Source organism: Streptomyces sp. NPDC006385 (assembly GCF_040612485.1).
In the GTDB taxonomy this organism is placed as follows: Bacteria; Actinomycetota; Actinomycetes; order Streptomycetales; family Streptomycetaceae; genus Streptomyces.
In genome coordinates this window covers 15351-29498 of record NZ_JBEXQG010000071.1, presented here as the reverse complement: position 1 = coordinate 29498, position 14148 = coordinate 15351, and the positions used below count along the sequence as shown (strand labels likewise).

Here is a 14148-nt window from a genome sequence, read left to right as displayed (position 1 = left end):
GCGCCCCGTCAACGGCTACGGCGGAAGTCCGCCGCAAAGGATGGCAGTTCATGGCGGATCCCGTATGAGATATCCGGTTTGTAGCCAAACCCAGCGTGCCGGGTCCGATACAGCAGGTACGTTCTTGCCCGCCGGAGACAAGGGGCACCACACGGATATTCGGCCCGACTCACCGAATATCCGTTTCGACTCCGTCCCCGCTCCGGCATGGTTCGACGGTTCGCACGAGAGGACCCGGCCATGGCGTCGTCAGAGCTGACCTCGTCCCAGCCCCCCAGGCCACCGCGGCCGAATCTCGCGTTCCGGCAGTTGCGCGGACAGCGCTCGCCGGCCGAGTTCGCCGCGGCGGTGCGGCGGGCCGCTCGCGAGATCGGTGAGCGGGTCAGCTGTGACGCGCGCTATGTCGGTCGGGTCGAGGCCGGCGAGATCCGCTGCCCCAACTACGCGTATGAACGGGTGTTCCTGCACATGTTCCCCGGCCGCACGCTCACCGACCTGGGCTTCGCGCCCCGCTCGTCCGTACGCGGACGCCGGGCGCGCGCCGACGAGGACGCGCCCTTGCCGCACCCCACGATCCCGGCGCACGCCTCACGTGAGACGCCGGCCGTCCACGAGCCGTATGACCCGCTGAGCCCGCTGAACCCACTCAACCCGCAGGACCCGTACGACCCCCATGGCCCCCATGACCCGTACGGCGCACGGCAGAACCACGAGAACCACCAGAACCACGAGATCCACGAGGAGAGCGACGTGCTGCGTCGCGCATTCATGACCGGCGGGGGCGCCACGGTGGCCGCCGCCTCGTTGAGCCCGCTGGGGCTCGCCTTCGACGCCGCGGCCGCGGAGCGTCCCGTCAGACGTGTCGGAGGTCACGAGGCGGACGCGCTCGAAGAAGCCGTCCGCCGCATCCGGCTGCTCGACGACCGGCACGGCGCCGACGGCCTCTACCGGCGCGCGGCCACCCCGCTGCGTGCCGCCTACGCGCTGCTCGACGCCGGGACGACCCGGCAGGCGACCGGCGACCGGATCCACGCGGGCGCGGGGGAACTGGCCATCTCGGTGGGATGGCTGGCGCACGACTCGGGGCGGTTCGACGACGCGCGCTCGCACTACGCGGAGGCGCTGGCGACGGCCCGGATGGCCGGGGATCCCGCCCTTGAGGCACACGCCTTCTGCAACACGTCGTTCCTCGCGCGGGACGCGGGCCGGCCGCGTGAGGCGGTGCGGGCGGCGCAGGCCGCGCAACGGGTCGCGCGCGCCCTGGGCTCCGCCCGCCTGATGTCGCTGCTCGCGCTGCGCGAGGCGGGCGGCTGGGCGGGGCTCGCCGATCGCACCGGCTGCGAACAGGCCCTCGGCCGTGCGCAGGCCCTCTTCGCGCGCGGCCACTCGGACGCCGACCCCGAGTGGATGACCTTCTACGGAGAGGCCGAGCTGGAGATCCTTGAGGCGCAGTGCTGGTCGACGCTGGGCAACTGGCAGCGGGCGGCGCGGCACGCCGGGCGGGCCACCCGGCTCCAGGATCCGCACTTCACGCGCAACATCGCGCTGTACACGACGGAGCTGGCGGACGATCTGGCCCGTGGGGGCCGTCCCGACGAGGCGGCCGCGGCCGGGATGCGCGTGCTGGACCTCTTGGACCAGGTGCAGTCGTCACGGATCCAGACGATGCTGGCGGGGACAGCGCGGGTGCTGCTGCCGCACCGACGGGCGAGTGGGGTGTCGGCGTTCTTGGAGCGGCACGCGAGCGTGCCCCGCACGGCGTGACGGGCATCCCGTCGGCGGCGGCGCCGGGCAGGCCGTCAGGCCGCCAGGTGCCCCAGGTCGTTCCAGCTCTCGACCGCCGGCTCCCCGTACGCCCATCCCAGCACCGACAGTGACGTCGGGTTCAGCCGGATCCGTGCCGCGAAATCGAGCGGCAGTCCCAGCCACCGCGCCCCTATGGACCGGAGTATGTGCCCGTGCGCGAAGACCAGCACATCCCGGTCCCGCTCGCGCGCCCAGGCCACCACCTCGTCGGCCCGGGCCGTCACCTCGGACAGGGTCTCGCCCTCGGGCACGCCGTCGCGCCAGATGAGCCACCCGGGCCGGACGGCCTGGATGTCCGCCGGGGTCATGCCCTCGTACGCGCCGTAGTCCCACTCCATGAGCGTGTCCCAGGCACGCGCGCGTTCACCGAAGCCGGCGAGCTCGCACGTCTCACGCGCGCGTGAGAGCGGGCTGGTGCGCACCTCGACGCCCGCCAGCCCGTCGTACGGCGGCCGGTGCAGGCGTTCGCCGAGGAGTTTCGCGCCCCTGCGGCCCTCCTCCAGGAGCGGCACGTCGGTCCTGCCGGTGTGCTTGCCTGCCAGCGACCATTGCGTCTGTCCGTGCCGGGCCAGCAGGATGCGCGGTGCCATGAAGGGGCCCTTCCGGGAAATGAGAGGCGGAACGCCTCCATCATCGCGCACGCTGTGCGGGCGCAACCCGGGGGGCGATCTCTGCGTCTTGAGGGCCGGGGCGCCCGAAGGGGGCTCGCGCATACACCGTAAAGTGGTACGACCGGTCAACCGGGCGGCGCCGTGACAAGAAGGGGGAGGCGATCGGATGCCACACGCCGAGACAGCTGGCGTGGAGGCGACGCAGCGGAACCGCCCGCGATGGTGGACCGAGTTGCCGCTGCTCCTCCTGGTCTACGCCTGCTATTCGGCGGGCCGCCTCCTCGCCCGGGGTGACGTGTCGACCGCCGTGGACCACGGCGTCGCGATCCTGGACATCGAGAAGGCGCTGTACCTCAACGCCGAGCACCCGCTCAACCGCCTCTTCACCCGCGAGCCCTGGCTCGGCATCCCGGCCGACTTCTGGTACGCCTCGCTGCACTACCTGGTCACCCCGGCGATCCTGGTCTGGATCTTCAGGTCGCGCACCGTGCACTACCGCGCGGCCCGCACCTGGCTGATGACGTCGACCTTCATCGGCCTGATCGGCTTCACGCTCCTGCCCACCTGCCCGCCCCGGCTGCTCGCCGAGAGCTACGGCTTCGTGGACACGATGGCCCACTACAGCTCGTACGGCTGGTGGGGCGGCGAGGCGAGCGCGCCCCGGGGCCTCGGCGGCATGACGAACCAGTACGCGGCCATGCCGAGCCTGCACGTCGGCTGGGCGCTGTGGTGCGGGGTGATGCTGTGGCGGTACGGCGGGACGCGCCTGGCGAAGGCGGCGGCCGTCGCCTACCCCCTGATCACCACGATCGTGGTGATGGGCACCGCCAACCACTACTTCCTCGACGCGGCCGCGGGCGCCGCCGTGATGGGCGTCGGCCTGCTGCTGGCGCCGTACGTCATGCGGACCATGGACCGGGTCCGCGCCCGGTTCGGGGTGGCGGCCGCACCGGTCGCGACGGCCTCCGGCACCCCCGTCCCGGTGCGCTCCTCCGACGCTTCTTCCTCAATTGTCAGTGGCGGATGCCAGACTTCCGCGGGTGAGCGAATTCCACGGCAGCGCGATTCCCGGTTCGGTTCCGGAGCCGAGCCGAGTGCCGCCCCCCAGGACGCGGGGGACGGCGCTCCGGCACCGGCTCGCTGAGCTGCGCGGTCCCGACGTACCGGCCAAGGCGCTGGACGCCCGCGCCCTGGCCGCCCTCGCCGCCAACCCCGGCTGCAAGCGGCGCGCGATCCTGGACGGCGCCGGGGTGAACAAGGCGGCACTGGCGAGCGCGCTGGGCTCGCCGTCGGTGTTCGGGCAGTCGCAGTTCGCCTTCACGCGCGGGAACGCCTTCGAGGCCAAGGTCAAGGCGGACGGCGGCGCGGAGCTGCTGCGGCTGGTGCACGAGAGACTGGACCGCACCGCCGAACCGCCCGCCCACGCGCGCGTGCCCGAGCTCACCGCCCTCGGTCCCGAGGGCCGGACGGCCCGTACGGCACTGGCGCTGCGCGAGGCCACCGGGGCGCACGGCGAGTGGACTCTGCTCGACCACCCGATGCTCGCGCTGGACGTCGCCGGCTCCCCCGCCTTCCTGGAGCCGGACGCGGTCGTCGTGCACCCCGACGGCAGCTGGACGGTCGTGGAGATCAAGTCCTTCCCGATGCTGGACGGTTCGGCGGACCCCGCCAAGGTGGGCGCGGCAGCCAGGCAGGCGGCGGTGTACGTGCTGGCACTGGAGCAGATCGCCGCCCGGCTCGGTGCGCCCACGGGGCAAAGCGCCTCAGAAAGGGCCCCCGCCCCGCGCGTGCGCCACCGCGTCCTGCTGGTCTGCCCGAAGGACTTCTCCAACGTCCCCACCGCCTCGGCCGTGGACGTCCGCAAGCAGCGCGCGGTGACCGCCCGCCAGTTGGCCCGCCTCACCCGCATCGAGGACATCGCCGACGCCCTCCCCGACGGCACCTGTTTCTCCCCCGAGCTGCCCGCGGCCGACCTGACCGCCGCCGTCGAGTCGGTCCCGGCGACGTACGCGCCCGAGTGCCTGTCCGCCTGCGAGCTGGCCTTCCACTGCCGCGCCCGCTCCCGCGCGTCCGGAGCGGTGACCTCGCTGGGCCGCTCGGTGCGGGCCGAGCTGGGCGGCCTGACGACGGTCGAGGACGTCCTGTCGGCGGCTCGCGGCGAGTCCGGCGACCCGGACGACCCGGCGGTGGCGGCCCTGCGCAGGGCGGCCCGGCTGCGCGCCGAGGCCCTCGGCCGGGAGGCGGTGGCCCCGTGTCACTGATCTCCACCCTCGCCCGCCTCGAAGCCGTCAGCACGGGCCGCGCCCAGCCCACCGCCACCGTGTGCCACCGGCACCTGTCCGACCGCCCCCTGGTCTTCGTGCCCCTCACCACCGCCGGTGAGGCGGGCGCCCCGCTCGGCGCGCTGGTCGGCACCGACCGGGACGCCCCGCACCTGCTGGTCGTACCGCAACCGCGCGACCGGGACCTCAGGTTCGCGTTCCTGGCCGAGCTGGCGGACGTCGTCCTGCCGTACGTCGACTCCTACGCCGCCGACGTGGAGGCCGCCGAGCGGGCCGAGACCGATCCGGAGACCGGCAAGCGGGTCAAGGTCGAGGTCGAACTGTGCGCGGACGCCCCGCAGGTGATCGTGCCGAGCCGCGCGGGCATCGACTTCGTACGGCTGCTGGGCCGCTCCATGCGCTTCAGGCGCACGGCGGAGCAGGACCCGGAGGCCCCGTACCCCGCGCCCCCGCGCGTGCCGTTGCTCGGGCGGTGGCTGACGCACTTCGGGGAGCGGGCCCGCGTGCCCGGCTCCTCGCTGCTGCTGGCCATGACGGACGTACTGGCCCGGCACTGGGCGACCGGCCAGTCCACCCTGGAGGACCAGCACCTGGGCGCGCTGCTGGCCTGGATCGACCCTCCGGAAGGTGGGACGGGCGCCGAGGCCGCGCTGCGGGCGGAGCTCGCGCGGGACCGGGAGGGCCAGTTGCTGTGCCCGCCGGCCGGTCCCGCCACCGACCCGGCGTTCGACAACAAGCTGCTCGCCCCCGCCATCGAGCGCTACGACCGCGCCCGTACGGCCCTCGCCGCCGCCGAGGACGGTCTGGAGGCCGACGACCGGCTCGGCGACCTCACCGCCGCCGAGCGGGAGATCCGCGCGCTGGTCGAGAGCCGGACCCGGCCCACCTGGGACGCGGTGTGGCGCGGCCTGGACCTGCTGCGGGAGCTGCCCGAGGCCGGCCGGGTCGAGGAGCGGTGGACCCGCGATCGCTGGTCGTTCACCGGCCACCGGGACCGGGTCCTCGCCGGGGAGCCTCCGCAGCCGCGCCGTGACGACGCGGTCACCGCCGCGGGCAAGCTCGCCGCACGCGAGCGCGAACAGGCCCGCCTGGAGGCGCAGGAGGCGCTCGACGACCCGCTGGTGATGGCGGGGCGGCGGCTGGCCGGGGAGGCGTTCGCGGGCGAGGTCACCGAGGTGGTCATGGCCTACAGCGAGGGCAAGCGGCCGAGCCCGCGCCCGCTGGTCACCGTCCGCACGGCCGACCGGCCGCATCTGGGCGAGCGGGCCAGGGTGTTCCGGTCGCTGGGCGGGAAGCCGCAGTCGGCGGAGTTCGTCGGCTACGAGGGGGCCGTGGCGGAGGGGAGCGCGCTGGTCGTGCTGCGGGTGCTCGACAAGATGGGCCGCGGCAAGGAGCCGGAAGAAGGGTCCGTGCCGGAGAAGGGCGACCTGGTCTGTTTCACCCTGTTCGAGCACGAGCAGCGGGGCGGCCCGAAGCTGCCCGACCCGGAGGAGACGCCGTGGACGCACGGCGGGCCGCCCGGGGAGCAGGTGTCCGAGCCCGCCGATCCGCTGACCGAGGAGGACGTGCTGTGACGACCGTGTTCGACCCCGGTTCCGCGGCGGCGCGGGCCACCGACGCGATCCTGCACGACACGCTGCATGGCACCGCGCGCGGTGTCGTCGTCGACTCTCCGCCCGGCGCCGGCAAGTCCACGCTCGTCGTCCGCGCGGCGCTGGAACTCGCCGACGCCGGGCGCCCGCTGATGGTCGTCGCGCAGACCAACGCCCAGGTCGACGACCTGGTCCTCAGGCTCGCCGATAAGAACCCCGAGCTGCCGGTGGGGCGCCTGCACAGCAGTGACACCGACCCGTACGACAAGGCGCTGGACGACCTGCCGAACGTACGCAAGTCGGCGAAGGCGGGCGACCTCGCGGGCCTCGCGGTCGTCGTCTCCACGGCGGCGAAGTGGGCGCACGTCAAGGTCGACGAGCCCTGGCCGCACGCGATCGTCGACGAGGCGTACCAGATGCGCTCGGACTCGCTGCTCGCCGTGGCCGGCCTGTTCGAGCGGGCGCTGTTCGTCGGCGACCCGGGTCAGCTGGACCCGTTCTCCATCGTCGGCGGCGAGCAGTGGGCGGGCCTGTCGTACGACCCCTCGGCCTCCGCCGTCACCACCCTCCTCGCCCACAACCCGGCGCTGCCCCAGCACCGTCTGCCGGTCTCCTGGCGCCTTCCCGCGTCCGCCGCGCCGCTGGTGTCCGGCGCCTTCTACCCGTACACCCCGTTCCGCAGCGGCACGGACCACGGCGACCGCCGACTGTCCTTCGCGGTGCCGTCGGACGGCTCGGGCCCCGACCGGGTGATCGACGAGGCGGCGGAGTCGGGCTGGGGCCTGCTGGAGCTGCCCGCCCGGCACACCCCGCGCACGGATCCCGAGGCGGTACGGGCGGTGGCGACGGTCGTACGGCGTCTCCTGGACCGGGGCGGCGCGGCCACGTCGGAGCGCTCGCCGGACCCCGGGCCCCTCACCGCCGACCGGATCGCGGTCGGCACGGCTCACCGGGACCAGGCGGCGGCGGTCCGGGCGGCACTGGCCGAGCTGGGCGTGACGGACGTCACCGTCGACACCGCGAACCGTCTGCAGGGCCGCGAGTACGACGTGACGGTCGTCCTCCACCCGCTCTCCGGCCGCCCCGACGCCACCGCCTTCCATCTGGAGACGGGCCGCCTGTGCGTCCTCGCCTCCCGCCACCGGCACGCGTGCATCGTGGTGTGCCGGGCGGGGGTGAGCGAGCTGCTGGACGACTACCCGTCGACGGAGCCGGTGCAGCTCGGGACGGTGGTGAAGTTCCCGGACGGCTGGGAGGCCAACCACGCCGTGCTGGCGCGGCTCGCGGAACACCGGGTGGCATGGCGACCGTGAGCAGCCGGGCATCCACGCACTCGACGCGGACCACGACACCACCGCCCACCCGACCGCGGGACGGAGTCCGGCACGCCGCCGCAGGCGGCTGGCAAACACAGCCCGGACGGCTGGGAGGCGAACCACGCGGTACTGGCGCGGCTCGCGGAACACCGGGTGGCATGGCGACCGTGAGCAGCCGGGCACCCGCCTGGGCCGTGAGGGGGCGGCGCGGTCGGCGGCAGCCCTTGTGAGCTGGGGGCCGAGGCCCACTTGCGCGGGCGCGGGAGAATGGACGGTGACCGGTCCCCAGGCAGTTACCGGTGGCCTATGAGATCGGTGACGTACGAGTGGAGGAGAAAACATGGCGGAGCCCACGCCGCGACGGAACGAACCGCGGCTACGCCCCGCGCCCCTGCTCTTCGAGCCCGCGCAGGTGGCCGCCGATCCCGAGCACTTCTTCGACCTGGAGTCCATCGACGACCCGCGGGCGCTGCTGGCGCGGGCGACCGAGCTGGCCCAGGCGTTCCGGGCGGCGGCGGACCGGGCGGTGGAGTTCCAGGCCATCGCCGCGGCCCAGCTCGCGGACCCCCGCCGGTTCGACCGGCTGACGCCCGCCGACATCGCCGCGCGGGCCGAGTGGACCGAGGACTACGCCAAGAAGATGGTGGAGTTCGGCCGGGATCTGATGCGGGGCGTCGAGGGGCCGGGGCACGTCGACCCGGTGTGAGCTGCCGACCGGCCGCCGGGTCACGTCGGCTCACCCCGGCCCGCCCCACCCGGCGCACTCCATGGCATATGCCAGGCGGGCAAGATACGCCTCGCCACCCCGCCCTGTCCCGGTTTCCGGGAACCCTCGGGAACGGAGCGCTCACCGTCGGTAGATGTGTCTGCCATGAGCAGCACACGCAACGCCCCGTTCTCGCCCGCCTCCGTCACAGCGGACGGCGCCGCCTGGCTCGCCTCCGCAGAACCGTATCCGCGCGGCACCCGGGCGCTCTGGGACGAGCGGCCCACGGCCCCCGTGGTCCTGACCTGCGGTTCCGTCTTCGATGTCGTGAGCGCGCCCGCGGTCTTCGGGCGCCGGATGGTCGACCGGCTGTGGGAGGAAGGGCCCGGAACGGGACCGGTGGCGGTGTTCCGGGGCCGCTTGCTGCTGTTCTCCGCGCCCGGCACGGCCCAGCGGCTGCCGTCGCTGCTGCGGTGGGAGGAGTTCGGTCGCGCGGGCGACGTCCCCCCGCTCCTCTGCCATGGCACCGGAGACGCGGTGACCGTCCCCGCCGGGTGCGGCTCCGCCGCCCCCTCCGACGCCCCCTCCGACGCCCTCTCCGCCTCCGCCTCCGCCGCGCCCTCCGGCTCTCGCTGGCTGGTCGCCCCCGACACCCGTAATCCCTGGTTGCCGGGCCCGGAGGTGCTGCTCTGGGCAGCCGTGCGGGCGGCTCGCGCGGCCGTTCGGATATCGATTTTTCCCCACGCCGATCAGGGTGCTAAGGTCTACGACGTCAGCAGGCGCCGCTAGCTCAGTTGGTTAGAGCAGCTGACTCTTAATCAGCGGGTCCGGGGTTCGAGTCCCTGGCGGCGCACGACAGTGAAAGCCCCTCGCGAAAGCGGGGGGCTTTACGCATGCCCGGCCCTGTCCGGCCGGTGTCCAGCCCCGCCCCACCCGGCGCACGGCACCTCCCACGGACACACCGCCCCGTACCACCGGCGCACCGCCGTACCACCACCCGCATCCCTCCTGCCACCGGGCGCACCGCCACCTCCCGGCGCATCGCGTGCCCGCCGCGCGACCCCCCATCCGGCGCAGGCGCTACCCCCCTGTCGCGATCTTCACCGTCCACGCCCCCGACGCCGTGCGCCCCTCCACCTCCACCCGTACGCCCTCCCCCGGCACCGTGAAGCTCTCGCCCGGCCCGACCGGCGCGTCCGCGAGCGGCGGGTACACCGACGCCTCCCAGCAGGCCTCGGTGCGCGGATGGGCGTCGACCACCTCGACGGGGCCGCCGCCGGACTCGGTCCGGTTGCGCACGCGGTACACCAGCACCCCCTGCCGGCAGGCCGCCACGTCATTGCCCACCGGGCCGCGCACCTCGAAGGCGAGCGCGCTTTCGGGTCCGGTGCGGACGACGGCGAGTTTGATGCCGTTGCCCAGACCGAATCCCGGCACGCCGCCGACCGCTCCGGGTCCGCCGACCCCCACGGATCCGCCGACCGTACCCCTCACGCCGACGGTGCCGTCCGCACCACCGACACCACCGGCACCACCCGCACCGCCCACGCCGAACACGCCCCGCGCCCCCGCCGCACCCGTCCCCGCCGGCACACCGGGCCCCGCCGCCAGCGGCTCCAGGGTCAGCCGTGTGACCCCGGACCCCGCCCCCCGCACGCACATCACCTGCCGCGGCTCCAGCCACCCCAGCTTCCACTTGTGCCAGCCGAACAGATCCGGCGCCATGCCGAACTGGCTGCCCATCAGGTCCCAGTCGCCGACGAAGGTGTCCCAGTCGCCCTTGCCGTCCACCGGACGGTGGTACAGGTCCGGCAGGTCGAAGACGTGGCCGGTCTCGTGCGCGAGGACCAGCCGGTCCGGCGGGTGGTTCTCGAACACGGTGACGACGCGCCGGATGTCCGTGCCGTCGGCCCGCAGCGGTTCGTCCAGGTTGACGACCTTCGTGGCGTCCGAGTCGACACCGGGTGCGTCGGGGTCGGCGACGAAGTAGACGATGTCGTAGCGGGAGAAGTCCACCTCCCGGTCCGCCAGGGCGAGGGCGTCACGCAGATAGGCGGCCCGCTGGTCCATGTTCCAGTCGCGCTGTATGGCGTACGCCGTCGAGGGGCGCGGCATCCGGAGCCAGTGCCGGAGCGGATGCGGGCGCAGGGTGAACCTGCCGTAGGAGGCGCGTTCGAAGAAGCGGGTGGTGAGCGGGAAGTGGTCGGCCGTCAGTTCGGCGGGTGACGTACGGGGCCGGGAGTCCGGGAAGGACAGGAACACCATGACCGCGTCGAGCTTGCGGGTCGGCCGCGGATAGGCGGCGTTCCAGGTGTCCAGGCCCTCGGAGTGGTGGGCGTCGGTGCGTTCGAGCGCGCAGGGTTCCGTGTCGAACGGCTCGGCGACCGAGGGACCGGCGACCAGGGAGGTCGCCGCGAGTGCCGACATCGTGGTGAACAGCGCGGCGCAACTGCGCAGTCGGGGCCGGTCCCGCAGTCGGCCCATGCCGGTGAGCAGGGGGAACTGACGCGGCACGACGACCTCCGGGAGCGGTTCGCGGGACACCGCTCCCAGCCTGAGTCAGATTGTCGTACTACGCCCTGTTTGCCTGCACCGGACGGGTGAGAGGGCCGAGGAATCGCCCCCATCGACACCCCCGAATCGCTCACGGAACGTCACAACCGGTCGGGTGACCGAAGAAGCCGTCCAGGTGCGGGCAGAAACGATCTGTCAGAAGCTCAGGTCCCATGGGAACACTGAACTGTGGGTGGAAGGGCCCAGGGCCAGCCTCTATGATCGGCACACTTTCCTGACACTTTCCTGCACGGACACGGCCCGGAGGCCGACCGCCCCCGGCCGGCCATTCCGATGAGACCCATCCGAAGAACGAGTGCACTGCGGGAGCGAGCGGTGAGCGGAACGTCCGAAGGGCCGACGCCCGCGGCAGACCTCATCGGGCCAGCCGTCACAGAGAGTAACGTACAGACATCTCCTGGTACCGGGGCGCCGCGCTACTCGTCCGCCTTCCGGGCCGCGCCCCTGGCGATGGCCGTGGTGGACCGCGAGGGCCTGGTGTCCGGCGCCAATCCCGCCCTCGCCGAGCTGCTCGGCACGGCACCCGGGGAGTTGGCCGGTTCCGTCGCCGCGGACCTGGTGGACCTCACCTCCGACGCGCGCACCTGGCACGCGTACCTCGAAGTGCTGCGCGGCCGCCAGGCCAGACTGCGCTGCACGCGCCGCCTCAAGCACCCCGACGGACACTCCCTGTGGGCCCAGGTCACGGTCACGCCGCTGCCCGGGGAGGAGCGGGGCGGCGTCCTGCTGTCCGTCGCCGACATCAGCGCCCACCGCGAACTCCAGGCGCGGGTGCGGCACTTGCAGATGCACGACCCGGTGACCCGGCTGCCCAACCGCACCCTGTTCTTCGAGCGGCTGTCGGCGGCGCTGGAGGCGGAGGCGTACGAGGACAGCGGCACCACCGGCCGCATCGGCCTGTGCTATCTGGACCTCGACGGCTTCAAGGCGATCAACGACACCCTCGGCCACCGCATCGGCGACACCCTGCTGGCCGCCGTGGCCGAACGGCTCACGCGCTGCGCCGAGGAGGCGGGCTACGCCCGGTCGAGCCCGCCGCTGGTGGCACGGCTCGGCGGCGACGAGTTCGCCCTGCTCGTCGAGGACTCGACGGGCACCGAGCAACTCGCCGACCTCGCCGAGTCGGTGCTCGAGTCCCTGCGGGCCCCGTTCGACCTCTCCGGCCGGCGTCTGTCGGTGTCGGCCTCGATCGGCGTCGTGGAACGCCAGGCGACCGGCACCACCCCGACCGCCCTGATGCAGGCCGCGGACACCACGCTGTACTGGGCGAAGGCCGACGGCAAGGACCGCTGGACACTGTTCGACCCCGAACGCAACGCCCACCGCATGACCCGCCAGGCCCTCGCCTCCACGCTCCGTCCGGCCATCGACCGGGGTGAATTCGCCCTGGAGTACCAGCCGTTGGTGAGCATGGAGGACGGTCTGCTGCGCGGTGTCGAGGCGCTGGTCCGCTGGAACCATCCCCAGTTCGGCGTACTGGCGCCGAATCGGTTCATCGGACTGGCCGAGGAGGACGGCTCGATCGTGCCGCTCGGCCGCTGGATCCTGGCGACCGCCTGCCGCCAGGCGCGCGCCTGGCAGACGACGCACCCCGACGAACCGCCGATCTTCGTGAGCGTCAACGTGGCCGTGCGCCAGGTCTGGGACTCCGACCTGGTGGCGGACGTGGCGCGGATCCTCGAAGAGACGCAACTCGCCCCCCACCTGCTCCAGTTGGAGCTCACCGAGTCGGCGGTGATGGGCTCGGCGGGCCGACCGCTCCAGGCCCTCCAGGCGCTCAGCGACATGGGCGTGCGCATCGCGATCGACGACTTCGGCACGGGCTACTCGAACCTGGCGTACCTCAGCCGCCTGCCCGTCTCCGTCCTGAAGCTGGACGGCTCCTTCGTACGGGGCTTCCAGTACGAGAGCGACAACGCCGCGGCCGTCCCGCCGAACCCGGCCGACGAGGTGGTGGTCGAGGCGATGATCCAACTCGCCCACCGGCTGGGCCTGACGGTCACCGCGGAGTGCGTGGAGACCCTGGCCCAGGCCTCGCGTCTGCGCCGGATCGGCTGTGACACCGGCCAGGGGTGGCTGTACTCGCGGCCGGTGCCGCCGGATCGCATCTCCGAGTTGAGGGTGTGCGGGTGCGAGGTTCAGGAGGCCGCGGGCAACCCGTAGGCATCCGCGATGAGTTCGTACGAGCGCAGGCGTACGTCCATGCCGGGCGCGTTGCTCGTGATCATCAACTCGTCGGCGCCGGTGCGCTTGTGGAGGTCGTCGAGGCCGGTGCGGACCTCGTCGGGGGTGCCGTGGACGACGTTGGCGTTCCAGGAGTCGGCGAACTCCCGCTCCGCCGGGGTGAATGCGTACGCCTCGGCCTCCTCGGGGGTGGGGATCAGGCCGGGGCGGCCGGTGCGCAGGCGGATCATGCCGAGGGCGGCGGCCCTGACCTGGCGGCGGGCCTCCTTCTCCTCGTCGGTGGCGAGGGCGGAGACGCCGATGAGGGCGTACGGCCGGTCGAGGACGGCGGACGGCCGGAAGGACTCCCGGTACAGGTCGAGGGCCGGGATGGTGTTCCGCGCGGAGAAGTGGTGCGCGAAGGCGAAGGGCAGGCCGAGGACGGCGGCCAGGCGGGCGCTGAAGCCGGAGGAGCCGAGCAGCCAGATCGGCGGGCGGTGCGGCGACTGGACGCCACCGGGTGAGGTCGCCTGGACCGGGCCGGGGACTGCGTGGACACGGCGGTAGGAGTGGCCGTCGGGGAAGTCGTCGTCCAGGAAGCGGGTGAGCTCGGCGAGTTGCTCGGGGAAGTCGTCGGCGCCCTCGTCGAGGAGGTCCGTGCGGCGGAGGGCGGCCGCGGTGGCGCCGTCCGTGCCCGGGGCGCGGCCGAGGCCGAGGTCGATACGGCCGGGGGCCATGGCCTCCAGGGTGCCGAACTGCTCCGCGATGACCAGCGGGGCGTGGTTCGGGAGCATCACGCCGCCGGAGCCGAGGCGGATGCGGTGGGTGTGGGCGGCGAGGTGGGCGAGGATCACGGCGGGGGACGAGGACGCCACGCCCGGCATGGAGTGGTGCTCGGCGACCCAGTGGCGGTGGAAGCCGCGAGACTCCGCGAGCCGGGCCAGCGCGACGCTCGTGCGCAGGGCGTCGGCGGCGGTGTGGCCGGCGCTGACCGTGACCAGGTCCAGTACGGACAGGGGGACGGGGGCGGTGCCTTGTGCCGTGCCTCGGATGCCGTCGGCCTGGGTCTCGTCTGCCGCCACGGGGGGTGCCTCCTGT

The 14148-nt window shown here is 73.5% G+C and carries 11 protein-coding genes and 1 tRNA gene; 9 read left to right on the top strand and 3 right to left on the bottom strand.

Annotated features, from left to right (window positions below):
• The first annotated feature begins 240 nt into the window (after positions 1-240).
• Positions 241-1764: a hypothetical protein gene (locus ABZ078_RS36035; RefSeq protein WP_356582443.1), complete on the top strand. Its 1524-nt coding sequence runs from the start codon at positions 241-243 to the stop codon at positions 1762-1764.
• Positions 1765-1799: 35 nt separating this feature from the next.
• On the opposite strand, the gene ABZ078_RS36030 is transcribed toward ABZ078_RS36035, so the two are convergent.
• Entirely contained in the window at positions 1800-2396 is a 597-nt protein-coding gene (locus ABZ078_RS36030; RefSeq protein ID WP_356582441.1) for a histidine phosphatase family protein, read from the bottom strand.
• 187 nt (positions 2397-2583) lie between these two features.
• On the opposite strand from ABZ078_RS36030, the gene ABZ078_RS36025 reads away from it, so the two are divergent.
• The 7 genes from ABZ078_RS36025 to ABZ078_RS35995 all read left to right on the top strand — a co-directional run bounded on the left by ABZ078_RS36025 (position 2584) and on the right by ABZ078_RS35995 (position 9166).
• Positions 2584-3561 carry a phosphatase PAP2 family protein gene (locus ABZ078_RS36025; RefSeq protein ID WP_356582439.1) on the top strand — a complete coding sequence of 326 codons (978 nt, stop codon included), beginning with the start codon at positions 2584-2586 and terminating at the stop codon, positions 3559-3561.
• A complete protein-coding gene (locus tag ABZ078_RS36020; protein WP_356582437.1) occupies positions 3512-4678 on the top strand; it encodes a hypothetical protein in 1167 nt (388 codons plus the stop codon). The genes ABZ078_RS36025 and ABZ078_RS36020 overlap by 50 nt, the downstream gene beginning before the upstream one ends.
• Positions 4669-6273, top strand: a complete 1605-nt coding sequence (locus tag ABZ078_RS36015) for a hypothetical protein (protein WP_356582435.1) — start codon at positions 4669-4671, stop codon at positions 6271-6273. The genes ABZ078_RS36020 and ABZ078_RS36015 overlap by 10 nt, the downstream gene beginning before the upstream one ends.
• On the top strand, positions 6270-7604 hold the full coding sequence (locus ABZ078_RS36010) for an AAA domain-containing protein (RefSeq protein WP_356582433.1): 1335 nt from the start codon (positions 6270-6272) through the stop codon (positions 7602-7604). The genes ABZ078_RS36015 and ABZ078_RS36010 overlap by 4 nt, the downstream gene beginning before the upstream one ends.
• A 343-nt stretch (positions 7605-7947) precedes the next feature.
• The gene (locus tag ABZ078_RS36005; RefSeq protein ID WP_356582431.1) at positions 7948-8313 is read left to right on the top strand and encodes a hypothetical protein; all 366 of its coding nucleotides are present in this window, start codon (positions 7948-7950) and stop codon (positions 8311-8313) included.
• Positions 8314-8478: 165 nt separating this feature from the next.
• Positions 8479-9102, top strand: a complete 624-nt coding sequence (locus tag ABZ078_RS36000) for a bifunctional DNA primase/polymerase (protein WP_356582429.1) — start codon at positions 8479-8481, stop codon at positions 9100-9102.
• Positions 9093-9166: transfer RNA gene (locus ABZ078_RS35995), tRNA-Lys, on the top strand. Before ABZ078_RS36000 ends, ABZ078_RS35995 begins: the two co-directional genes overlap by 10 nt.
• Positions 9167-9393: 227 nt before the next feature.
• Here the strand turns inward: ABZ078_RS35995 and ABZ078_RS35990 are convergent.
• Positions 9394-10857, bottom strand: a complete 1464-nt coding sequence (locus ABZ078_RS35990) for a M6 family metalloprotease domain-containing protein (RefSeq protein WP_356582427.1) — start codon at positions 10855-10857, stop codon at positions 9394-9396.
• Positions 10858-11202: 345 nt separating this feature from the next.
• Here ABZ078_RS35990 and ABZ078_RS35985 point away from each other — a divergent pair, with 345 nt between their 5' ends.
• Complete coding sequence (locus tag ABZ078_RS35985) at positions 11203-13050, top strand: EAL domain-containing protein (RefSeq protein ID WP_356582425.1); 1848 nt, start codon at positions 11203-11205, stop codon at positions 13048-13050.
• Here the strand turns inward: ABZ078_RS35985 and ABZ078_RS35980 are convergent.
• Positions 13026-14132 (bottom strand): LLM class flavin-dependent oxidoreductase, encoded by a 1107-nt coding sequence (locus ABZ078_RS35980; RefSeq protein ID WP_356582423.1) that lies wholly within the window; start codon positions 14130-14132, stop codon positions 13026-13028. The two genes, ABZ078_RS35985 and ABZ078_RS35980, sit on opposite strands and share 25 nt — an antisense overlap.
• Between the last annotated feature and the right edge of the window lie 16 nt (positions 14133-14148).